This window comes from Mucilaginibacter endophyticus, from assembly GCF_003351025.1.
Taxonomy (GTDB): domain Bacteria; phylum Bacteroidota; class Bacteroidia; order Sphingobacteriales; family Sphingobacteriaceae; genus Mucilaginibacter; species Mucilaginibacter endophyticus.
Genome location: NZ_QPCG01000007.1, coordinates 68940 through 92403 on the forward strand (window position 1 = coordinate 68940; position 23464 = coordinate 92403).

Consider the following 23464-nt stretch of genomic DNA (forward strand, 5'->3'; position numbering starts at 1 on the left):
CGTTTTTTGATTTTAGCAGAAAATCAGATTATTCAAACCAGGCCATAACAACTTCTTTAGTTGGCATGGTAATATCAAGTTTTAATTTTTTGCGCATACCGCCAAGGTCATTAAATACCTTGTTAGGGTTGCCTGCTTTTAGTTCTTCAACTGTGTTGAAGCCCATTTTATTCAACACGGGTACCCATTCGGCAGGTACGCCAATGTTTACAAAGTCATCGGCAGTGGCAACTTTAACTTTTTTCTCAGGGCGCATCTGCGGGAAGAATAATACTTCCTGGATAGTGCTTTGATTTGTCATCAACATAACCAGCCTGTCGATACCGATACCCAAGCCTGATGTTGGTGGCATACCGTATTCAAGCGCACGTAAAAAATCGTCATCCATAGCCATAGCCTCATCATCACCACGACCAGCCAGGATCAGTTGCTCTTCTAAACGTTCGCGCTGATCAATAGGGTCATTCAGTTCTGAATAAGCATTGGCAATTTCTTTACCATTTACAAATAACTCAAAACGCTCAACCAAACCTTCTTTAGTACGGTGCTTTTTGGCAAGCGGCGTCATTTCGATAGGGTAGTCGGTAATATAAGTAGGCTGGATCAGGTGATGCTCAACTTTAGCGCTGAAGATCTCATCGATCAGTTTGCCTTTGCCCATGCTTGGGTTTACTTCTATTTTCAACTCTGCACAAACCTCGCGTAACCCTGCTTCATCCATTGCCGATACATCGATACCGGTGTATTTCAGGATCGAATCATACATAGATAGCTTTTCGTAAGGGCCTGCAAAGTTAATTTCATTGCTGCCAACCTGTACAACCGGGATGCCGTGAACCGCTCTTGCTACGGTTTCCAGGCATTCTTCAACCATGGCCATCATCCATATGTAGTCTTTATAGGCTACATAAATTTCCATAGCTGTAAATTCCGGATTGTGGGTCCGGTCCATGCCCTCGTTACGGAACATTTTACCAAACTCATAAACACCGTCAAAACCGGCTACGATAAGCCTTTTTAAGTAAAGCTCGTTGGCAATACGTAAAAACAGTGGCATATCAAGCGTATTATGGTGGGTAGCAAACGGACGTGCCGCCGCGCCACCATGTACAGGTTGCAGGATAGGGGTTTCAACCTCCATCCATCCCTGGGTATTAAAATAACCGCGCATAGCGCTGATCACTTTTGAGCGGTTGATGAAAATTTGTTTATAATCCGGGTTAACGGTTAAATCCACATAGCGCTGGCGGTAGCGTAATTCAGGATCGGTAAAACCATCGTGAATGGTGCCATCGTCCTCGCGTTTAACAACCGGCAGCGGTTTTAACGATTTTGAAAGCACAACCAGTTCACGGACGTGAACCGAGATCTCTCCTGTTTGTGTAAGGAAAACGTAGCCTTTTACGCCAACGTAATCGCCAATATCAAGGAGTTTTTTAAATACGGTGTTATATAAAGTTTTATCCTCGTCAGGGCAAATATCATCGCGCTTCAGGTAAATCTGCACACGACCGGTTGAATCCTGTAACTCGGCAAACGATGCGCTGCCCATGATACGGCGGGTCATGATCCTGCCTGCAATTACAACATCCTGGTAGGCCTCGGGTTTATCCTTAAAATTATCAGCTATATCCTGTGCCCAGGCGTTAACATTAAAAGCTTCGGCAGGGTATGGGTTAATACCCAGTGCACGTAGTTCCTGTAAAGATTTGCGGCGAAAGATTTCCTGTTCGGATAATGCAATACTCATGTGATGTACGGTATTTTAATAAAGGTGCAAAAGTAAGGTTTTTAAATCTATCTTTTTAATCAAACATTTGATAGATGGTAAAGAAGTATGCGTGAGTAGTAAAGCGTTAACAATCCTACAAATCCACTACTTGTATCAAATATTTTACCCCCGCAAAATAATCGGGCAGTAAAACGTGTTACTTTAGCAAAACCAAAAGTAACCTGTACCGTACATGAAAAAACTATCCGTTATTATATTATTCTTATCGGCACTTGGTGGCAAGGCCGTAGCTCAGGATCAAACCGACCTTTACTCTCCTGATACTAAAGCGCAGCTCATCGCGAAGCAATTCTCTTTTACCGAAGGGCCGGCTGTGGATAAAAAAGGCAATGTGTTTTTTACCGATCAGCCCAATAACAAGATCTGGAAATACGATACCGATGGCAAGCTTTCCGTTTTCCTGGATAGTGCAGGCCGCTCAAATGGCATGTATTTCGATAAAAAAGGCAATCTAATCAGTTGTGCCGATGCCGACGATCAGCTATGGTCTATCAGTCCCAAAGGAAAAGTAACCGTTTTGCTAAAAGACTACCAGGGCCATAAATTTAATGGGCCTAACGATGTTTGGGTACGCCCGGATGGCGGCGTTTATATTACCGATCCATACTATCAGCGCGATTACTGGACGCGTAAACAGTCTGACCTTGATGGTCAGAAACTTTACTTCCTGGCTAAAGGAAAAGCGCCTGCGGTAATTGTTGATGATAAATTTGTGCGTCCTAACGGCATCGTAGGCACACCGGATGGAAAGAATTTGTATGTGGCCGATATTGGTGATAATAAAACCTATCGTTATGATATCAATAAAGATGGCACATTATCAAACCGTACGTTGTTTATAGCGATGGGCTGTGACGGTATGACTATTGACGAGCGCGGTAATATTTACATGTGTGGCAAAGGTGTTACCATAGTTAACCCTAAAGGCGAAAAGATTGGCCATATAGATATTGATGAACCCTGGACAGCCAACATCTGTTTCGGCGGCAAAAACAAAGATGTGTTATTTATTACAGCCTCGAAGGCAGTTTACACCTTTAAAATGAATGTAAAAGGTGTGGATTGATCTCGTGTCCTAACAATAGGAGATTAGCAAAATAAGCATGAAATAGCAAGTGTTCAACTTTTAAAGGTATGAACACTTGTTGTTTTTACCTGGGTTTTATTGCTTGAAAATCAATAGATTATAAATAGTAAAAAACGTGCAATAAATTAATTTGAACAGTTTGTTGCTGGTAGTCAATTAGTTGTAGTATTGGGCTTTCGAAAGTTGAACACCCGTTTTTCAAAAGTTGAACACTCCCGAAAAATGCCAGCAAAAAAGCCGGGAATATTTTACATTCCCGGCTTTCTTTGTTCAGTTACCAATTTTGTTATGAGCCCGAAGCGCCGGTATCTACCTTAACTTCAAGCGCTGTCCTAACCGAAGCAGGCAGAGTTGATAGCAGTGTATAACCAGTAGCGGTTTCAATATCCTTAATGGTAGTGATGTACTTAGTCCAGTCGGAATTGATGGTATTGATGTTAGGCGTGTTTACCGCGATAACCCTTGTTGAAGCGGTAACCCTTGCAACGTCGCCGTCGCCTTTTGGAATGATTAAGGCAACTTTCCAAACATTGCTTGGTACGTTTACGTGACCGCTATTAATAGTACTGGCGGTACCGTTTGAACCTGTACCTCCTGTTCCATAGCTACCCATAATAATGTATACCTCGTTACCGGCAACCACTTGCTCGCGCAGATAGTTTTCAAGGTTAGCCCAGGTTTGCTGATTATTTTGAGGTGCCTGTGGTATCATATTGGTCATCAGGAAAGTTGAAGCATTAGCATCTGTAGAGCTTGTACGATCGGCCGAAGGACAGTTATGCCCCCTGTCGAAACCGCTGCCTGAATAGCTGTTGCTTTCTACCTGGTACCAGGCAGCAGGTAATCCGCTCCAGCCAGCAAAATCATCTAACCTGCCGGTTGCATTGGTGGTATTGGTTGCATCCAGGTGCCAGCTTACCCAGTTTGGTTCGCCTTTAGTAGCGTTGTATGATTCTACGTAATACTTCTGATCTATCAGGTAATTATCCATTGAAGCCAACGTTGAAAGCGCATTTGACGGGTTGCCGAAAAGCAGGTTGCTGTTATCGCCGCTTGTTGGTGGCGCATCAGCACCGGCGGTAACATCACGCGGAGTCGAAGCACTTGAACCACCGGCGGTATCGCCACTGCCGGTATCTGGTGTACCAACGGTTATACCAGGATCTCCGGTACCTTTAAATGTGATATCATCAATGTTGATACGGGTTGTACCTGTCTTTTTAATTTCAAACCTAACTTTACCGGTAACGCTCACTTTAAATGAATCAGTTACCAGTGTGGTGTTGGTTTCGGTAATATCAGTACCAACCTGGGTATAATTTGCACCGCCGTCGGTCGACATTAATAACTGCCATGTAGATGTTGCATCCGTACCATATTTACCATGTTTAATATATAAAGTAGTAAGGCCGTTGATATCAAAATTCATAGCGATATCGCCGGTACGGATCCTTACCGATTTAGTGCCGTTTTTTAAGTCAGCAGCAAGATTGCCTATCAATGCATCGTTAAAATTCCAGCTGCCCGTACTTAGGGATACATCTGCCGCTGCATAGGCGGTTTTGGTACCCTGTTCAAAATCCTCGGTAATAGTGTAAGGAGTGGGAGCAGGAGGAGTGGTTGTTTTCGTCGTATCGCCGGTTTTTGGCGGCGTCGGCGAGTTTTTAAGGTCTTTAGAACATCCGGCAAAGGTTAAAGCTAAACCCAGGCCAATTAGCAGGTGATTAATTTTCATAATTGTTGTTTTTATGATAGATAAATACAAAGCACAGCCAATGCGTTTACGCTGTGCAAATTTTTTAAAACCAGGAAAGATTTAGGGGAGATAGAAAAACAGGCCCGGCCAGTTTACCGGGACCTGTTAGTATAAGATATTAAGATTGCGGAACTACGAATTTTGTTCCGTCGAATACGAAAGTTTTGCTTGCATTTGAGGTTTTACCAAAGCTGTAAACTACATAGGTAATCACAAATTTTTGATTTGGAAGCGCTGTAGCTTTAAATTTCTCTGTTAACACGGCTATCATAGCAGCATTCAGGTCGGCATCGCTCCAATAAGTAGCATCGGTTGTAGCGCTGATGTTAAAGTCAGGGTACTTGGCAACGTTATCCCTTGCAGCTTGTGTGCCTGCGGTGGTTTGTGTGCCAATGTAAACATAATCATCTTTAACAAGGGTATAGCTAACGGTGCTGCTTACCACCCATTTACCGGCCGCGCGCTCAAATGATAAAGTTCGCGGAGTTGAACCGGAAACCCAGTTGCTGCCATCAAACGCAAACGCGGTAACTTTTTGAAAATCGGTGGTGCCGTCATAGTAGTTGTAGCTTACATATTGGATACCACCAACCTGTGCGGTTGCTGATACGCTTAAGTCTGCTTTTAATAACGCGCCGATATAAGTGTTTACACTGCTCACATTATCGGTAGCAACAAACTCGTTATGGTTTGAACGACCGACTGAAGCGTACTGAGCAGGCGACAACAAATAGATCTGTTGCCAGACACCGTTTAAATACATATATCCAAACGTTTGTACAGATACACTGCCTGAGTAGTAATTGAAAGTTAACACCGCCAGCTGGTTAGCTTTAGGTGATGATGTTTTAGGTCCGTAAGGTAACCATGAAAGTATTTGGGCAGCCGTAAAATCGGTAAATTTGTTGCCTGGTAAAAGCAAATAATCGGCGTTGGTTAACGTATATGCTACGTTTTTGTAAACGCTGTCTGCAACTTTAACCTGTGGCGTGCCTACGTTAAAGGTTACATCGGCAGTTGAGCCATCGTCAACGCGTGGATACTCCGTGGCCAACAGTCCCGGAATGGTTTGTTTAGCGTCATCATCTGATTGGAAAACGCCGTTTTTATAACCATATGAGGCGGTATCAAGCTTTTTATAGTCGGCTGCTACCATTGTTTGTGTTAGCTTGGCCTTGTGCAAAGGCATTGTATTTGGAATAACCGGTTGTTTTTGGCAGGCTGATAATGCAAGGGCCGCCAGCACCAGTATGTTAGATATCTTTTTCATTGTGATTACTTAAAATCTTATTAAAATTTAATTTTTAAACTGGTTGCAAATGTTCTGCCTAAGCCGTAGTAAACTAATGCATTGGCGGCGTTACCGGTCAGGTTGCCATCGTAAGAGTCGGCTATGTATTTGGAATTAAGTAAGTTGTATACGTTACCAACCAAGTTTGCATTTAGCCCCGCAATTTTAAACCTGAATACGGCATTAAGGTTCCAGATGGAATAGTTTGGCAATTTATATGGGTGCAGATTTGCTACACCTGCGTTAGCAAAGTTGAAATCTGAATAGTAGTTTCCATAGTAAAAATAGTTGCCACCGATAGTCAAATCTGGCAATACATCAATATCGGCGCCTAAAGCAGCGGTAGTTTGAGCGGCATCACCAACTTTAATGTCTTTCAGGAAAACTTTGGCAACGGTTTTTACAGCCTGCTGCTGTGAGTTATAAACCGTGGTCGGACCTGCATCGTTAGTATAGTGCCAGTCGCCGTAAGATAACATACCGCTTAAGGTAATTTCTTTAATCGGTTTTAATTTCAGTTCAAGCTCCAAACCCTGGTGTAATTCGTCAACACCAGCTACGTTTACGGTATAAAGTTGGTTAGTTGGCAGATCAAAGTATGACGTAGCAAACGATTCATCGTTATAAGATGTTCTGTAAGCATTTAACTTGGCGCTGAAATGTGCCAGTTTAAGGCCATATCCCAATTCATAGCTCAGCAATTTCTCAGATACCGAATTTGGGTTGATGGTATTGGTAAACTTCTGGAAAACGTTATCAAAATAAGGCGCTTTAGTCATGTAGCCAACATTAGCAAACACGTTCATTGCCTCATTAATGTTATAGTTAGCACCGCCTTTAGCCTGGTAGTTAAAAAAGTTTACATATTTGCTGCTTTGGTTAGGGTCGCTGTTCAGATAATTGTAATAGTCGTTACGTTGGTTGCCGGTGCCGCTGCCTGTTACGGTTACAAAGGCCGAGAAATCATTTTTCGAATATTCGGCCTGGGCAAACACGCCGCCAGAAATTACGTTATCTTTATTAAAATAACCTATTTTATCGCCAACCATAGCGCGGTGTTCCGGGTTGTTAATATCGCCCGAACGGCTGCCAAGATTGTTGCTTCCGGTGTACGGATCATAAACATAGTCGGCACCTAACAAATCCGTAACAGTTTTATAATGGGTACCTTTGTAATACCTCGCATCGATACCAGCAGACAGGTTAAGGTATTTGCTCAACTCGGTACGGTAAGTACTCCTTAAACCATACCAGGTATGATCGTTATGTGATGAGTAGAAGTAAGTACTTGCAGAACCGTCAGGATTGGCAAAGTTTGCTTTTTCTGCTGCCGTATAGTCATATGGCGAGTATAAGTTGCTTACCCTTGGCGCTTCGCCCTGGATACCACCTCCACCACCTGTGCCGTAAGTTGCATATAATACAGTTGACAAGCTTGAGCTGCCATTGATATTCCACTCATGGTTTAATGAGAATAGTGGCTTGCTGAAGTTGTTATTGTATGGGTTGATTTGCTTACCGTCCTTTACGCCCAGCTCATAGTTCCAACGGATGCCTTGTGGAGCGTTCTGCCAGTCAGAGATCAGTTCATCTGGTCGTTGACCGTGAGTTTGATTAGCACCCATAACCGAAAGCGATAAGGTTTGGCTTGAGGTAAGCTGTTTTGAGATGTTAAAAAAGTAATTGTATCCCAGGAAGTTCATACCATCGGCATTACCACGACCTTGAGTTCTGCTGCCCTGAAAGGTAGCTGCCCAGCCATTTTTATCTAAGCCGGTTGATAACAAAACGGTTGTTTTATCATAACCATCGCTACCGATACCTTGCGAAATATAGCCGCCTTTTTCGGTCTCAGTACCGCGTGTGGTAATATTGATAGTACCACCGAAAGATGGTATTATGATTTTTGACGCACCTAAACCGCGTTGTAACTGCAATGAAGTGGTTACATCAGTAAGTCCTGAAAAATCCGACCAGTACAGTGAGCCATTCTCCATATCATTAACAGGGATCCCATTTATAGTTAAAGCCACGTTGCCTTTTTTCGAGCCGCTGTTAAAACCACGGATGTTGATACGTGAATCGCCATAACCGCCATCGCCTTGGGTAGCCATTACACCGGGAACAACACTTAACAATTGCGGGATATCCTGGTTACCCAGTTTTTCTTCAATAAAGCGTTGGTTAATGGTTGTTACAGCCACTGGAGTTTTACGGTCGATGGCAACGTCACCGGTTACCACAACCTCATTCATGGCACTTGCACTTGATTTAAGCTCGATATCACCAAGATTGGTTGAACCTGAAAGTGTGATTTCTTTGGTGATATAGCCGATGTAAGAGACAACCAGCACAGTACCGTCGCCATTTTCAAGGTTTAATTTGAAAGTACCGTTTATATTGGTTGAGGTTGCTTTACCGCCACCTTTAACACCTACTGATGCACCAATAAGAGGTTCTTTGGTAACAGCGTCAATAACTTTACCGGTGTATAATGAAGCCGGCGCGTTTGCTGAGCTTGCGGAAACCTGCGCGTTTTTTTCCTTTACTACAATGGTGTGGCCTACAATAGCATAAGTTACAGGCTGACCTTTAAACACCCTGTCGAGCACTTTTGTTAAAGCTTCGTTTTTTACATTTAACGATACCTTGTTGCTGCTTGCCAACAATTCTGTTTGCATAAAGATATCATAGCCGCTTTGCTGCTCAATTTTGTTCAGTACCGCCTGGAGACTGCTGTTCTTTTCGGCTAAAGTGATGTTTTGGCTGAAACTTTTAGCGCTGAGATGCATGCAAACTGCAAATAACAGGACGGCGATAAGCTTAATCCGCATAATAAATTTCCTTTTTGTTTCCCGGTTCATCCGGAAAAAACCTTTGGTAGCGTTTTTGAATTTATTTACCCGGCCATCGTTGTGTAGGGGCACAGGAAATGTAGAAAAATCCATATTTTTGTTTTGGGTTGATTAGTTTAAAAAGTATTTAGTCGATATGATTTGGATTATGTTAGCCCCAAAATATAGCCGGAAGTGGTCGCAACACTTTCGGTTTTTTTATGGGCCAACTTTTAGTAAACCGGCCTTGCCGTTTACCACACATTGGATTTTGTTATGATTTTACTATAATCTTCCTCCCGTTAATTGTGAAGTTTAAGCCGCTTGTTTTAAGGATCTCAAATATTTGTGACACAGGTACATTGCGCGAGATACGCCCCATGTAATGTTTTTGCGCTGTTTTGCCCTGATACTCTACATCCACATCATACCAGCGGGATAGCTGGCGCATAATGGTTTGCAGATCGGTATTGCTGAAAACAAATTTTCCGTTTTTCCAGGCCACTGCCTCGTCAATGTTGGCATTCTCATTAATGTTGATGTTGCTTAAAGTGTTGACAGCCTGCTCGCCCGGTTTTATTTTAACCGACTGGCCTGTATTGCTGGTAACCCTTACGCTGCCTTCGAGCAGGGTGGTTTTAGTAGCGCCCTCATCGGTATAGCTGTTGATGTTAAAATGCGTGCCTAACACAGTAACGGTCTGGCTCGCGGTTTTTACGTTAAAGGGTTTTGAAGGATCTTTACTTACCTCAAAATAGGCCTCACCGGTAAGTTCAACCCTGCGCTCATTGCCTGTAAAAGCAGTTGGATATTTCAGTGATGAAGCCGCGTTTAGCCAAACTTTTGTGCCGTCGGGCAAAACAACCTGGTATTGACCGCCCCGTGGGGTAGCCAGCATATTCATGGCAATAGTTTCGGCAGGAGCGGGGGCAGCAGGCTCTTGAGTTTCATGCGCAGCCTCATAAACAACCTTGCCATTCTCATCTTCCCTAATCAGCACATTTTGCTGACTGGCAATTTGCCCGTGTTTGGCGCTATCCAAAACTATAGTCGAGCCATCGGCCAGGGTAAGTACAGCTTTATTTGTTCCCGGAGGGATGTCTTTATGCTGATTGGCCAGGTTTTGTGGCTGCTCCGCTGGGCGGCGTTTATTTAGGGGAATAGCCAACGCAGCCAGTAAAAGCACGGCTGCGGCGTATCCAATCCACCGCAGTTTGTTATTTTTGCGTTTAAACCCCGTGCTTTTGGTAATATTATGCCATGCTTTAGCCTTATCAGTTGCTGAAAAGGTTTCCAGCTCATTATTGAGCAGATGTTCATCGGTTAGTTTTTTGAATAATTCCTGGTTGCGGGCATCAGCCTGAAGCCATTGGTCAAGCTGGAGTTTTTCCTGTTCGCTCAGCTCGTTTCGCATATATTTCGCGATCAGCTGGCCCAGGTCAAAGTATGAGTCGTAATTATTCATTTTTCCTTTTCGTACATAAAGACACCTTCACTTTAAAAGTGGATAAAGCGAAGTGAATATTTTTTTTAGCGATTGAAAATTACGTTTGGAATAACGCGTAAATAGGAGGCACCTACGGAGCCAAAACACATGTCTTGTTTTGCTACAAACACGTTACTCCTCCGGAGTTGTATAGTTTATGTCTTGTCCTGAAATGAGTTTACAGGTTTTAAGATAGTCCTGATTATGTATCTACAGTTTTCCAAACTCCGGAGGAGTAACGTGTTTGTAGAAATGAAAATCAAAAAGGATTGGCTCCGTAGGTGCCTCGTGTTGATAAAAAGATGAGGATAATATAACAGGAGAAAAGTTTACCGCTTAAAAAAGCTCAAACCAATCGCTATAAAAGCAGTAAACATTTCGGGCGAAAGTTTTACGCGCATCAATTCAAGGGCGCGTTGCTTTTGTTTTTTAACGGTATTTACAGACATATCCAGCTCATCGGCAATTTCCTGGTTCTTTTTACCATCAAAATACCCCATGATTGATATAGTACGGTGACTTTCGGGTAATGAATGCAATGCGGCGTGAATTTCGGCTACAGCTTCGGCCGTAATGATAGCTTCAATTACCGGTGCTTCTTCCGGTTCTGTATTACCTTGTTGCTGAATATAGGCTTCAATAACTTTACCATGCCGTATGGTATTTAGGCTTGCGTTACGAACTGTACTGTACAGGAAGTTTTTGATAGCTATCTTGTCCTGCACAACACTTTCGCGTTGGTTCCAGTATTTAATGAAAGCATCCTGTACAATATCTTCGGCCTGGTCTTTATCTTTGATAAACTGGAGAGAGAAGTATACCAGCCTGTCGTAATATTCTTTGAAGAGAACATCCAGATCAACATTTTCTGCTGAAGTGGTAGCGTTATTTTTTTGCCCAAAAATTCCCTTTACGATACTCATTTGTTTTTCTGGCAGAAATAAAACCTGAACCCAACGAAACAGCACTCATTGTGCCGGTAAAAACTTAATCCAAAATTGAATTTTACGTGTTTAATTTAGGTTAAATAGATGTTAACAAATGGGTTTTTGATGGTAACTTTTCAGTTGCAGAGAACCTACAGAAATAATAGCATCGATGGCTATAGTTTTTAGCAATGTATTGATTATCAAAATAAAAATCCCCTTATGCCAATATCGACATAAGGGGATTTGCAGTCTGCTGCTATGTTAACTTATTGCTTTGGCTTGCCATCAACGTCAAGTTCAACAATAGGGTATCCCAATTTTTGTAAGCCCGGAGCAATCCTTGCTTTATCGCCAACAACTAAAATGATCATGTTATCCGGGATAAGATATTTTGACGCGAGCGTATTGATCTCGGCAGGAGTAATGCTTGATAAGATCTTGTTTTGCTCATCAACATAAGTAGGCTTCAAATCATACTCTTGAATGCGTGATAAAAACGCTGCTTTTTGTGCGTTGGTTTCATAACGGCGTGCATCACTCTGACCGATGGAGGTCTGAGTGAACTTCAATTCGTCGGGAGTAATGCCTGTTTTTTGATAATTGGTGATCTCCTTCATGAATTCAACCACCGAACTATCTGTAGCCGTAGCCAATACCCCGGCCGATGCGGTGAAGTCGCCGCCATATTTACCCGAGCTGAATGATGAGCGGGCACCATAAGTCCAGCCCTTTTTCTCCCGCAGGTTAAGGTTGATGTGGCTGTTGAACGCGCCGCCTAAAATGTAGTTGGCAATGTTCAGTTTATAATAATCGCCGGTGGCATCATAGTTAAGTTTATCAAGATACCCGATCCGGATCTCTGATTGCGCTGCACCCGGGATATCAACCAGGTACAGTGTAGTTTTATCAAACGTTTTGCCTTCAACCGGAGCAGGGACGGTTACTTTTTTATCTTTCCATGAGTTTAAGAAAGCAAGGGCACTTTTTGCAGATGCTTCGCTTACATCGCCCACCACAACAATTTTTGTTAATGACGGAGCGAAGTTTTTATCGTAGTAATCCTGAACATCCTGCAAAGTTATACCGGCAACAGTTTCTTCGTTACCTCCGGCGGCGTAAGTACGTACGTTATCTGTACCGTACAGTATTTTGCTATAAACCGTGCTGGCAACACCTGCAGGCTGGGTTTTGGCCTGTTTAAAGCCCTCCAACGTTTGTTTCTTGATCCTGTCAAGCGCGTCCTGAGTAAATTTAGGGTGGTATAACCTTTCTTCCAGCAGCGACATGGTTTTGCCCAGGTTTTTGGTGAGTGATGATACCTCGGCACCAATCTGGTCTAAACTGGCGTAAAAGGTAATACTGCTGCCCAGTTTATCCAGTTCGGAGTTGAAATCTTCAGCTGTATATTTCTGGGTTTCTTCGTTCATCATGCGGGCAACAATGTTTGCCAGGCCTGCCTTCGCCGGATCATTGATCGCAAACAAACCACCGCCTTTAATAGCGATAGTCATAGACACCGAAGGAATCTCATTATTTTGTGTGCCAATGATATTGATACCATTTGGCGTATTGGCCGACCATATAGCCGGAACCTTAATAGCCGGGTTGGCGCCAACACCCGGTTTTGCAGCGCGGTCGAAACTGTCTTTAGGTTTGTGATAAACCAAACCTTTGTAACCATAATCGGGCGCTTTATAACCGGTTGTATCAACAGTGAAATTGTCAGGAGCTACCGGCTGCAAGTTGCCGCCTTTAGGCAATACGCTTAATATTACGGCAGGTTTGCCTTTAACGTATTGGTTATAAACGCGCATTACATCTTCTTTAGTAACCGCACGAATGGCAGCCAGTTCGCGGCCAATTTGGTTAGGGTTACCGGTGAAAGTTTGAGCCTGCGCCAGTTCTGACACTTTACCGCTTACGCTTGACAGGCTGTTGATGTAATCAGCTTCAGAGCTTGCTTTAAAGCGGGCCAGATCATCGTCGCTTACACCTTTTTTCTCAAATTCAACTAACGATTCATCTACCAGTTTCTTAGCATCGGCCAAAGTTTGACCAGGGAAAGGTACAACCCTAATGCTGATCTCGCCGGCAAGTTCTGTGTTAGATGAACCCATGGTTGCCTGTGCAGCCTTACGGGTTTTTACAAAGTTTTTATAAAATATAGAGTTACGTCCCTGACCGATGATAGCCGATAATGCGTCCAACGGTGACATATCTTTGTCATAGATTTTAACTCCCGGATAACTGATGGATAACAGCGGGAATTTGGCGTAGTTGTCTGTATAGGACACATACCTGTCGGCTTTTAATACCGGTGCCGGTAACGACATGTTTTTTACCATCGGGCCTCTTGGGATGCTGCCGAAATATTTGCTTACCCAGGCTAAGGTTTGCTTAGGATTAAGATCGCCGCCAATGGTTAGCGTGGCATTATTAGGGCCGTACCATCTCAGGAAAAAGTTTTTAAGATCGTTTACACCTACTTTATTTAACTCCTCGATGTAACCAATGGTAAGCCATGAGTAGGGGTGACCATATGGATATAATGTTTTTGAAGCATACTGGCCAACTAAACCGTACGGACGGTTATCATAATTCTGCCCGCGTTCGTTTTTTACAGTTGCACGCTGAACTTCAAATTTTTGTTGAGTAACAGCATCAAGCAGGAAACCCATTCTGTCAGATTCCAGCCAAAGCATTTTTTCCAACTGGTTGGCCGGCACTGTTTCGTAATAATTGGTGCGGTCGCGGTTGGTTGATCCGTTCAGGGTACCGCCTGCTTCTGTAATGATCTTGAAGTGATCGCCATTTGCCACATGGTCCGACCCCTGGAACATCATGTGCTCGAAGAAATGCGCAAAGCCAGATTTACCTATCTCCTCGCGCGCCGAACCTACGTGATAGGTTATATCAACGTGAACAAGCGGGTCGGAATGGTCTTCGGCCAAAATAACGGTAAGGCCATTAGGTAATACATACTTTTCATAAGGGATCACCAGCTCGGTTCCCTTGCGGGTAACCTTTTCAATGAGCTTTGGCTGAGCACCGGTTTGAGCAGCGGCGTTAAAAGCCAGTACAGCAATTGATGGGGCAATCAATGCATGCTTTAAATGTTTGATCATTTGTGTTAATTGTTTAAGTAATAAGTCAGTCAGTAGATGCTTCCTTCAGCAAGCATCGAAAGCTACTATATTAAGCAATTTTATACTACTGGTTAATATTATTGCGATGTAATTTGATTTGTGTAACGGATTTGTGACGGGTGCTCTGTGAGGAATTGAGCTCATGCATTGACAATTCCCTCCCTTGGGAGGGGTGCGTTAGGATTGAGTATTGGCAGGGAGGGGTTTATGCGACTTTGAAACGGCCTGGCACTCGCTGAAACCCCTCCCTACACCCTCCCAGGGGAGGGAATCGCACAATCCCATGCTTTAAAAGGTTTCGGAATCCCTTTTAACAAAAATGGGCGCCAACAAGCGCCCGTTTTTGTTTGGTTAAATAATAACTTATCTCCAGCCACCACCAACAGCCTGGTATAAATTAACCGAGCTTAAAAATATATCACGTTTAATGCCGGCCAATTCAAGCTCGGCATCAAGTACGCTGCGCTGGGCAGTGATGATCTCGAGGTAATTGGCCCGGCCAACAAGATATAGGTCGTTGGCAACAGAAAGGGCGTTGTTAAGCGCTTGCAACTCCTGTTGCTTAAACTCAAAGGCGCGGTTAAAATTCTCTATTCCGCTTAAATTGTTGTTCACCTCCTGGAAGCCCGACAGGATGCTTTTTTGATAATTGTACACCGCTATCTTTTGCTCGGCTATGGTTCGCTCATATTCGGCTTTGATAGCTTTGCGATTGAAGATAGGGGCGGTGATACCTCCTAAAATACCATAGGTAAACGAAGCCGGGTCAAATAATAGGTTTGCCCTGAAGCTGTTATAGCCAACATATGGAGTTAAAGTTAAAGTAGGGAAAAAGTTTGCCCTTGCCGCTTTAATATCGGCATTCATTGCTGTAAGCTCCAACTCGGCGCCGCGGATATCCGGGCGGTTCAATAACATTTGAGATGGGACACCGGTACCGATAACTACAGGAAGCTTGGTTTTCATGATAGAAGTATCCCGTGATACTTTGCCCGAATAGCTCCCGGTTAAAAAACGAAGCTGGTTCTCGCTTTCGGTGATTTGCTGGCGGGTGGTATACTCCAAGCCTTTTGTACGGGATAACTGCGCCTCAAACTGCTGAACTGCCAACTCCGTAGCACGACCACCAAGCTTTTGGATTTTAACAATCTCCAGCGCATGCTCCTGGAGTTTGATGTTCTTTTTAATGATGCCTAATTCGGTATCATAAGCCAGCAACTGGTAATAAAGCCCAGCGATTTGGGCTGTAATTGCGGTTGTAACCAAACGATAACCGCTTTGACTGGCCAGGAATCTTGCAAAGGCCGCCTTTTTCTGATTGTTCAGCTTGCCCCAAAGGTCAACCTCCCATGAGCTTTGAAAGCCCAGGAAATAGTTAGGTACCGGGTTAGGGATACGCTGATCGCTGTTGATGTTATTTGAAAAATTGGTGTCATAATTACCCACGCCGTTTTGGGTGTAATCGCCGTATTTTTCAACGCCGGCATTTGCAGCCAGATTTATGGTAGGTAAAAGCTTTGAAGCGTTGAAGCGGAGGTTAGCCCTTGCGGCTTCAACCCTTTGCAGGGCGCTTAACAAATCGGGATTGGCTTTAAGTGCTGTGTCGATGAGATTAACGAGTCTTTGATCGGCAAAAAACTGACCGATGGGCAGGCTTGCAACCGTTGCCGTATCGGTATTATTGTTAAATGTTGACGGCAGGTTGGCAGTTACTTCCTGGCCCGTGACCGGCTTATAGCTTTTGCAACCGGCCATGATTACCAGTAAAAGTGCCGTATTAAGTATATAGAAACTTGCTTTTTTTAGCATTGCAGATCTTGATTAATTATTAACGATATCCAGTTCATGATGAACTACTTCTGTAGCCGGCTTCTTCTTTTTGTTCCGTTCGGCCAGGCCTGCGAAAATCACGTACAACCCCGGAATAAGGATCAAACCAAAGATGGTTCCCATCAACATGCCTCCGGCGGCAGCGGTACCTATGGAACGGTTACCCATAGCACCAGCGCCACTCGCTACGCACAACGGGATCAAGCCTGCAATAAATGCCAGCGAGGTCATGAGTATTGGCCGTAAACGGGAAACCGCGCCTTCAATAGCGGCCTTCAAAACGCTCAGGCCTTCTTTTTGCCGTTGGATAGCAAACTCAACTATCAGGATGGCGTTTTTGCCTAACAGGCCTATAAGCATCACCAGTGCCACCTGCGCGTAGATGTTGTTTTCGAGCCCGGTGATCTTCAAAAAGAAGAATGCTCCAAAAATACCCGTAGGCAGCGAAAGGATAACCGGAAGCGGCAGTAAAAAGCTCTCATACTGGGCGGCCAGCAACAGGTAAACGAATATCAAACAGATCACGAAAATGTAGATGGCCTGGTTGCCCGACAGAATCTGCTCACGTGTCATACCCGACCATTCAAAGGCGTAACCTTTAGGAAGTTTTTCGGCTGCTATACGTTCAATGGCTTTAATAGCATCACCGCTGCTGAAACCTTTGTCGGCGTCACCAGTAACCATGGCTGATGTATACATATTGTAACGGGTAAGTTGTTCGGGGCCGAACACTTTTTCCATTTTGATAAACGTTGAGAACGGCACCATTTCGCCTTTGTCGTTTTTAACCTGCAGGTTTAATACATCCTCCGGGCGTGATCTGTACTCGGGCGAGGCTTGTACCATCACCTTATACATCTGCCCGAAACGGATAAAATTAGAGGCATAAAAGCTGCCCATCAACGTTTGAAGGGTGGACATGGCCTTATCAACAGTGATACCTTTCTGCGCGGCCGTTTGCTGATCGACAGAGATCATGTACTGCGGAAAATTAGGGTCGAAGCTGGTAAATGCACCGGCAATCTCCGGCGAAGCGTTCAGCGCATCGACAAAGTTTTTGGTTACATCGGCGGCTTTTTGCAAATCACCCTGGCCACTTTTATCCAGTACACGGATTTCAAAACCACTGGCATTACCAAAGCCTGGTACAGTAGGCGGGGGAAAGAACTGGATAGAAGCATCGCCGATGTTTTTTGTTTTCGCGGTTAGCTCGGCAATGATATCATCTAACGACTCTTCACGCTCATCCCATGGTTTAAGGTTGATCATGGCCATACCGTATGATGCACCCGCTATCTCGTTCACCAAACTGTAGCCAGAAAGCGTTGAAACCGATTCGATAGATTTCATTGATTTGGTTTTGGCTTCAATCTCTTTCAGCACCTGTTCGGTACGTTCAACAGTGGCGCCTGCAGGCGTTGTCACGTTTACGTAAAGCATGCCCTGGTCTTCAGTTGGGATAAAACCTGTCGGCAAAATAGCGCTGGTGCCCCAGGTTAGTATGAAGAAGCCTGCCAACAGTATCAACGTAATACCCTTGCGTGGCGACAGGTAAGTCATGAAGGTTGAATACTTATTCTGCAACCCGTTGTATTTATTGTTAAAGCCACCAAAAAAGCGCTGCAATAAGGTTTTCTTTTGCGATGCAGGATTATGTTTAAGCATAATGGCGCAAAGGGCAGGGGTAAGTGTTAACGCGTTAACGCCCGATATCACAATAGAGATAGCCAGCGTAAGCGAAAACTGCCTGTAAAACACACCAACTGGTCCCGACATGAAAGCCACCGGCACAAATACCGCCGACATTACCAGCGTAATAGCCACGATGGCCCCGCTGATCTCACGCATAGCGCTAACAGTGGCATCCATGGCGTTCATGTGGTTTTCGGTCATCTTTACGTGTACTGCTTCCACCACTACAATTGCGTTATCCACCACAATACCAATAGCCAGTACCAGGGCGAACAGCGTGAGCAGGTTGATGGAGAAACCCAGCATCTGCATAAAAAACAGTGAGCCAATGAGGGCTACCGGCACGGCCAAAGCGGGAATTAAGGTAGACCTGAAATCTTGCAGGAAAATAAATACTACAATGAAAACCAGTATAAAAGCCTCAACCAGCGTACGTAATACTTCATGTATGGATGCATCCAAAAAGCGGGATACATCATAGTTTACGTTGAAGGTCATCCCGGCCGGGAAAGAGCTTTCCTTAAGCTCGGCCATGCGGGTTTTAATGTTATTGATAACGTCGCGGGCATTTGAGCCGGGGCGTTGTTTTATCATAATTGATGCCGAAGGCTTACCATCAGTATTGGATACCATACTGTAGGTTAACGAACCAAATTCAACATCAGCAATTTCTTTCAATCTTAATACCGAGCCATCTTCTTCTGCACGGATCACTATGTTTTCGTATTGTTTGGGCTCAAAAAACTTACCCGGATAGCGCAATACATATTGTAGCGCCTGCGGGGTTTTATCCGAGCTTTGGCCGGTTTTACCCGGTGCCGCTTCAACGTTTTGGGCACGAATAGCCTCTATCACCTCATCGGTAGATACCTTGTAGGCCATCATCCTGTCGGGTTTAAGCCATACACGCATGGAGTATTCCTTAGCACCCATGATCTCGGCCCTACCTACACCTTCAATTCGCTTAAGTTCCTGCAAAACGTTGATATCGGTGAAGTTATAGATGAATTTCTCGTCCATGCTGGTGTCCTGGCTCATGATGTTCAGGTACATCAGCATACTGTTTACTTCTTTTTCTGTGGTAACACCGGCTTTAATAACTTCTTCCGGCATTTCGTCAATAATGGTGGCCACACGGTTTTGAACGTTCACCGCGGCCTGGTCTGGGTCAACCCCAACGTTAAAGTAGATCTGGATCACCGTTAAACCGTCGTTACTACAAACGGTAGACATATAAGTCATGCCTGGCACACCGTTGATGGCACGCTCCAATGGAGTAGCTACGGCTTTGGCGCACACCTCGGCATTGGCACCGGTGTAATTGGCTGTTACCGTTACCGATGGCGGTACAATATCAGGGAACTGGGTAACGGGCAGCGTTATTAACGCCAGCACGCCCAGCATGGTAATTATCAATGAGATAACAAGCGACAGCACTGGCCGCTTTATAAAAGTTTCGAACATAGTTTGTTAGGGTAAGTGTACAATAAACCTGTGCCGCGCGTTTACGCGGCCCGAAAAGGAAGCATGGGCAACTGATTACTTCATTGCCAGCAATGAGTCTTTTGCCATTTTCCTTGGTTTAATGATCATGCCGTCACGTACGTTTTGCGCTCCCTGAAACAAGATCCTGTCGCCTGCTTTTAAGCCGTCTTTTACAATGTAATAGGTAGAAAAACGGGTTTGCGGCAAAAATGCCTGCATGTGCAGTTTATTATCCTTGTCAACTATGTATACGTAGCTTTTATCCTGTATATCAAATACCGATTGCTGTGGCACCATGATCACGCTATCAGCCTTTGTGGAGATAAAAAGCTTACCGGTAGCGCCATGTCTTAACAGTTTTTGAGGATTAGGGAACTTTGCCCTGAAGTTGATAGAACCTGTTTTTTGCTCAATTTCGGCTTCTACGGTTTCTATTTCGCCCTGGTAGGGGAAGTCCAGTCCATCAGCTAATACCAGCTTAACTTTATCGCTTGTTTGGCCCGGTGCCGATTCTTTTTTGCGGATGTATTGCAGGTACTCATTTTCCGGGAAGCTGAAGTAAGCATACATTGAGCTGATGTCGGATAAGCTGGTAAGCAAAGTACCCTCATCAATCAAACTGCCCGATTTAAGCGGGATCCTGTCGATGATGCCATCAAACGGCGCGTGGATATAAGTGTATGCCAGCTGGTCTTCTGCACTTTGTACCATAGAGCGTGCTTCTTCAATGGTCGCCTTATCAGCATTCATTTTTGACTCGGCAACTTCAAGTTCAGATTTTGATATTACTTTCTTGTCAACCAGTAGTTTAACCCGTACTACCTCAAGTTCTGTTGCCTTGGCATCGGCCATGGCATTACTCAATGCAGCCTTGGCTTTTGATAGGTTTACTTTAAATTCCTGGTCGTTAAGTTTAAATAATAGCTGGCCTTTTTTAACCTGTTTGCCTTCATCTATATAAATCTTTTCAAGAAAGCCGCGGACACGTGAACGGATCTCGATATTTTTTTGAGCCTGGATGTCGGCAACGTATGATTTTTGAAGAACTGTATCTCTTGTATGTAAAGTTAGCACCGGCAATTGCAGGGTATCTGTAGCAGCGGCTTCGTTACTGGTTTTAGCTTTTGATGAGCAGCCCGTGACAAATATACCGGCAATTATGGCCAGTAAGGGCATATAAATAATTAACCTTTTCATTTTTTCCGAATTGGGGGTAATAGGCAAAGCAGTGCATATCACGTACTGTTAGCCAATGTTAAATTTGATTGTGTAAAAACAGGGATTTGCCGCGAAACGGCATTTGAACGGAAAAAAGGATCAGAACGGACTGAGCCTGAAGAGGAAATTATAATATGCAGGCAAGAAGCCTTTTATGGATTTATTCTGATTGTGTTGTTTTTCTACGGTTGATACAACATCTGCCAGTAGAAGCTGTTGCCCCGGTAATAATGCCGAAGAATAATTTACCCTGCTCGGTAAAAAACGTATGATGTTACGGGTATGGGCAGCTTCGTTACCATCAGAATCGGGCGAATCATCCTGTACTTCCTGCTGCTGAATTTGACCAATGATCCTTTGGTGGGTAAGGGAAATTACATCGGCAGCCCGACCTGATTTTTTGTAGTGGGTTAAAATTGATTCGGCGTTAGCAGGTGCTACAGCTATTGCAAGCTGGAAAAAAAATAATGCGAAGAATATTTTTTTTATCGACGACCACATGATTGCGAAATTACCAAAATTTTTGAAGCTATAGAAATGACTTTGTATTTTTTTTGATATAAAATGACTTTATTTTTATTTTTTAATGCTGTTCTTTAGTATTTTATCTTTTTCTATCTCAATTTTTTATTCAAAAATTAAGTTAATGTTATCAGAACAGTCAAAACTGTTATTTGTTCGGACCTTTTTAAGGTGCTTAACACAAGCGGAAGCAAACTTTACTCGTTGAATAATTGTATTTTAGCTACATGCTGCATCACCTTATTATCCAATGTACCTGCTTATTGCTTGTTATTCTGTCTGTTGTAATGCTTGGGCAGAAGATAAAAATCGCCTATCCCATATTACTTGTACTTATTGGTTTGCCCCTGGGTTTCGTGCCGTTTTTAAAAGGCATTGAAATAAATCCCGATCTGATCTTCGTGATCTTTTTACCACCCTTACTTTATGAATCTGCCTGGAACACATCCTGGAAAGATTTTTGGAAATGGCGCAGGATAATTTCAAGTTTTGCATTCCTAATAGTCATTTTAACCTCATGCTTAATAGCCTTTGTGTCAAATAGCCTAATCGCGGGATTTACTTTACCCCTTGGTTTTCTGCTCGGAGGGATAATTTCACCACCTGATGCTGTATCGGCCAGCAATATTCTGAAAAACGTTAAAGTTCCTAAACGATTTGTAGCTATTGTTGAGGGCGAAAGCCTCATGAACGATGCATCGAGTTTGGTGATATTCAGGTTTGCACTGGCCGCTGTGCTTACCGGTAAGTTTGCATTTGGCCAGGCCGCCTTGAGCTTTGTTTTAGTGATAGTAATGGGTATAGTTATCGGCCTGGCTGTGGGCTTGATTTTTTATACCATACACCGGTGGTTGCCAACCACGGCTAATATTGATATTATCCTCACGTTTATAACGCCATACGTGATGTACATGGCTGCGGAGGAGTTTCACTTTTCGGGTGTGCTGGCTGTTGTGAGCGGCGGTTTATTCCTTTCATCGCAACGGCAGGTGATTTTAAGTTATCGCAGCAGGTTACAGGGGGTAAATGTTTGGGAAACAGTAGCTTTTGTGTTAAATGGTTTTGTTTTTATTTTGATAGGCTTGGAGTTTCCTGTTATTATAAAAGCGCTCGGACCTGAAGGGGTAAAGCCGGCGATAAATTATAGTTTGATTATAACCGGTGTGTTGATACTGGCCCGCTTGGCAAGTACTTACGGTGCTACAATATTTACGGTCTTTATCAGCCGGTACATCACTACTGCCGACCCAAGCCCGGGTTGGAAAGGGCCATTATTACTCGGCTGGACGGGTATGCGTGGGGTGGTTTCGCTTGCCGCCGCGCTAAGTATCCCTGAGCTTTTACCTTCTGGTGCAGCCTTTCCTCAACGAAACCTTATCCTGTTTATCACATTCGTTGTCATCATATTTACACTGGTTGTTCAGGGACTTACTTTGCCCATATTAGTAAAACTTGTAAACCTGCCAGATCGTGACTATACAGGTTCACATGAACAGCAAAAACAGCTGGTTAGAAAGAAGTTATCAAAGTTGGCTTTACAGATACTTGAAGATAAATATGCCGACCGTTTAGATGGCAATGATATGATCAAGGCATTCAGACTGAGGCTAAGTGCCGATATGGAACTACTGAAGGATTGGGAAAAAGACAACAGCGAGCAGCGCGCCAGCGAATTTTACCACGATTACCGAATGATCTTAAATGATGTTATGGCTCAACAGCGCGATCTGTTGTTAAACCTCAATAAAAAAGAAAACATCAGCGACGAAATTGTAAAGCAGCAATTAGATCTGCTTGACCTGGAAGAAGAAAAATTGAGGCAGCATTTTGAGGTGGTGTAGGTTTAGAAAATCACTTTTAGAACAGGGGGCACCTACGGAGCCAATACTCGATTGATTTTCCCTACAACCATGGTACTCCTACGGAGTTAGGAAAGCGCACATAGAAAAACTCCGTAGGAGTACCATGTTTATAGAAATTGTAAAGCTAACTCTAAAAAAAACATCAGCGATGAAATAGTGAAGCAGCAATTAGATCTGCTTGACCTGGAAGAAGAAAAATTGAGGCAGCATTTTGAGGTGGTGTAGGTTTAGAAATCACTTTTAGAACAGGGGGCACCTACGGAGCCAATACTCGATTGATTTTCCCTACAACCATGGTACTCCTACGGAGTTAGGAAAGCGCACATAGAAAAACTCCGTAGGAGTACCATGTTTATAGAAATTGTAAAGCTAACTCTAAAAAAAACATCAGCGATGAAATAGTGAAGCAGCAATTAGATCTGCTTGACCTGGAAGAAGAAAAATTGAGGCAGCATTTTGAGGTGGTGTAGGTTTAGAAATCACTTTTAGAACAGGGGGCACCTACGGAGCCAATACTCGATTGATTTTCCCTAC

At 43.7% G+C, this 23464-nt stretch carries 13 protein-coding genes; 2 read left to right on the forward strand and 11 right to left on the reverse strand.

What is annotated here, in order from left to right; translation table 11 throughout:
* Positions 1 to 28: 28 nt before the first annotated feature.
* Positions 29 to 1750 (reverse strand): lysine--tRNA ligase, encoded by a 1722-nt coding sequence (lysS, locus tag DUL71_RS25020; protein ID WP_114940606.1) that lies wholly within the window; start codon positions 1748 to 1750, stop codon positions 29 to 31.
* A gap of 214 nt (positions 1751 to 1964) precedes the next feature.
* Here lysS and DUL71_RS25025 point away from each other — a divergent pair, with 214 nt between their 5' ends.
* Positions 1965 to 2858 (forward strand): SMP-30/gluconolactonase/LRE family protein, encoded by an 894-nt coding sequence (locus tag DUL71_RS25025; protein ID WP_114940607.1) that lies wholly within the window; start codon positions 1965 to 1967, stop codon positions 2856 to 2858.
* 307 nt (positions 2859 to 3165) lie between these two features.
* On the opposite strand, the gene DUL71_RS25030 is transcribed toward DUL71_RS25025, so the two are convergent.
* The 10 genes from DUL71_RS25030 to DUL71_RS25075 all read right to left on the reverse strand — a co-directional run bounded on the left by DUL71_RS25030 (position 3166) and on the right by DUL71_RS25075 (position 21047).
* Positions 3166 to 4614, reverse strand: coding sequence for a DNA/RNA non-specific endonuclease (locus DUL71_RS25030; protein WP_114940608.1), 1449 nt, complete (start codon positions 4612 to 4614; stop codon positions 3166 to 3168).
* Positions 4615 to 4753: 139 nt separating this feature from the next.
* Positions 4754 to 5905 carry a hypothetical protein gene (locus DUL71_RS25035; protein ID WP_114940609.1) on the reverse strand — a complete coding sequence of 384 codons (1152 nt, stop codon included), beginning with the start codon at positions 5903 to 5905 and terminating at the stop codon, positions 4754 to 4756.
* A gap of 20 nt (positions 5906 to 5925) precedes the next feature.
* A complete protein-coding gene (locus tag DUL71_RS25040) occupies positions 5926 to 8874 on the reverse strand; it encodes a TonB-dependent receptor domain-containing protein (RefSeq protein ID WP_114940610.1) in 2949 nt (982 codons plus the stop codon).
* A gap of 160 nt (positions 8875 to 9034) precedes the next feature.
* Positions 9035 to 10225, reverse strand: coding sequence for a FecR family protein (locus DUL71_RS25045; RefSeq protein ID WP_114940611.1), 1191 nt, complete (start codon positions 10223 to 10225; stop codon positions 9035 to 9037).
* Positions 10226 to 10575: 350 nt separating this feature from the next.
* A complete protein-coding gene (locus DUL71_RS25050; protein WP_114940612.1) occupies positions 10576 to 11169 on the reverse strand; it encodes an RNA polymerase sigma-70 factor in 594 nt (197 codons plus the stop codon).
* A gap of 272 nt (positions 11170 to 11441) precedes the next feature.
* Complete coding sequence (locus DUL71_RS25055; protein WP_114940613.1) at positions 11442 to 14300, reverse strand: M16 family metallopeptidase; 2859 nt, start codon at positions 14298 to 14300, stop codon at positions 11442 to 11444.
* Positions 14301 to 14684: 384 nt separating this feature from the next.
* Positions 14685 to 16130 (reverse strand): TolC family protein, encoded by a 1446-nt coding sequence (locus DUL71_RS32555; RefSeq protein ID WP_244228829.1) that lies wholly within the window; start codon positions 16128 to 16130, stop codon positions 14685 to 14687.
* Positions 16131 to 16142: 12 nt separating this feature from the next.
* Positions 16143 to 19307 (reverse strand): efflux RND transporter permease subunit, encoded by a 3165-nt coding sequence (locus DUL71_RS25065; RefSeq protein WP_114940614.1) that lies wholly within the window; start codon positions 19305 to 19307, stop codon positions 16143 to 16145.
* Between the two features lie 75 nt (positions 19308 to 19382).
* On the reverse strand, positions 19383 to 20525 hold the full coding sequence (locus tag DUL71_RS25070) for an efflux RND transporter periplasmic adaptor subunit (protein WP_114940615.1): 1143 nt from the start codon (positions 20523 to 20525) through the stop codon (positions 19383 to 19385).
* 120 nt (positions 20526 to 20645) lie between these two features.
* The gene (locus tag DUL71_RS25075) at positions 20646 to 21047 is read right to left on the reverse strand and encodes a hypothetical protein (protein ID WP_114940616.1); all 402 of its coding nucleotides are present in this window, start codon (positions 21045 to 21047) and stop codon (positions 20646 to 20648) included.
* Between the two features lie 248 nt (positions 21048 to 21295).
* Here DUL71_RS25075 and DUL71_RS25080 point away from each other — a divergent pair, with 248 nt between their 5' ends.
* Complete coding sequence (locus DUL71_RS25080) at positions 21296 to 22909, forward strand: Na+/H+ antiporter (protein ID WP_167443315.1); 1614 nt, start codon at positions 21296 to 21298, stop codon at positions 22907 to 22909.
* The last annotated feature ends 555 nt before the right edge of the window (positions 22910 to 23464 follow it).

Excerpts from the sequence above, each read along its gene's own strand:
- DUL71_RS25055 (WP_114940613.1), bottom strand. The coding sequence starts at position 14,300 with ATGATCAAACATTTAAAGCATGCATTGATTGCCCCATCAATTGCTGTA.
- DUL71_RS25080 (WP_167443315.1), top strand. The coding sequence starts at position 21,296 with ATGCTGCATCACCTTATTATCCAATGTACCTGCTTATTGCTTGTTATT.
- DUL71_RS25035 (WP_114940609.1), bottom strand. The coding sequence starts at position 5,905 with ATGAAAAAGATATCTAACATACTGGTGCTGGCGGCCCTTGCATTATCA.
- DUL71_RS25030 (WP_114940608.1), bottom strand. The coding sequence starts at position 4,614 with ATGAAAATTAATCACCTGCTAATTGGCCTGGGTTTAGCTTTAACCTTT.
- DUL71_RS25070 (WP_114940615.1), bottom strand. The coding sequence starts at position 20,525 with ATGAAAAGGTTAATTATTTATATGCCCTTACTGGCCATAATTGCCGGT.
- DUL71_RS25025 (WP_114940607.1), top strand. The coding sequence starts at position 1,965 with ATGAAAAAACTATCCGTTATTATATTATTCTTATCGGCACTTGGTGGC.
- DUL71_RS32555 (WP_244228829.1), bottom strand. The coding sequence starts at position 16,130 with ATGCTAAAAAAAGCAAGTTTCTATATACTTAATACGGCACTTTTACTG.
- lysS (WP_114940606.1), bottom strand. The coding sequence starts at position 1,750 with ATGAGTATTGCATTATCCGAACAGGAAATCTTTCGCCGCAAATCTTTA.
- DUL71_RS25075 (WP_114940616.1), bottom strand. The coding sequence starts at position 21,047 with ATGTGGTCGTCGATAAAAAAAATATTCTTCGCATTATTTTTTTTCCAG.
- DUL71_RS25045 (WP_114940611.1), bottom strand. The coding sequence starts at position 10,225 with ATGAATAATTACGACTCATACTTTGACCTGGGCCAGCTGATCGCGAAA.
- DUL71_RS25065 (WP_114940614.1), bottom strand. The coding sequence starts at position 19,307 with ATGTTCGAAACTTTTATAAAGCGGCCAGTGCTGTCGCTTGTTATCTCA.
- DUL71_RS25050 (WP_114940612.1), bottom strand. The coding sequence starts at position 11,169 with ATGAGTATCGTAAAGGGAATTTTTGGGCAAAAAAATAACGCTACCACT.
- DUL71_RS25040 (WP_114940610.1), bottom strand. The coding sequence starts at position 8,874 with ATGGATTTTTCTACATTTCCTGTGCCCCTACACAACGATGGCCGGGTA.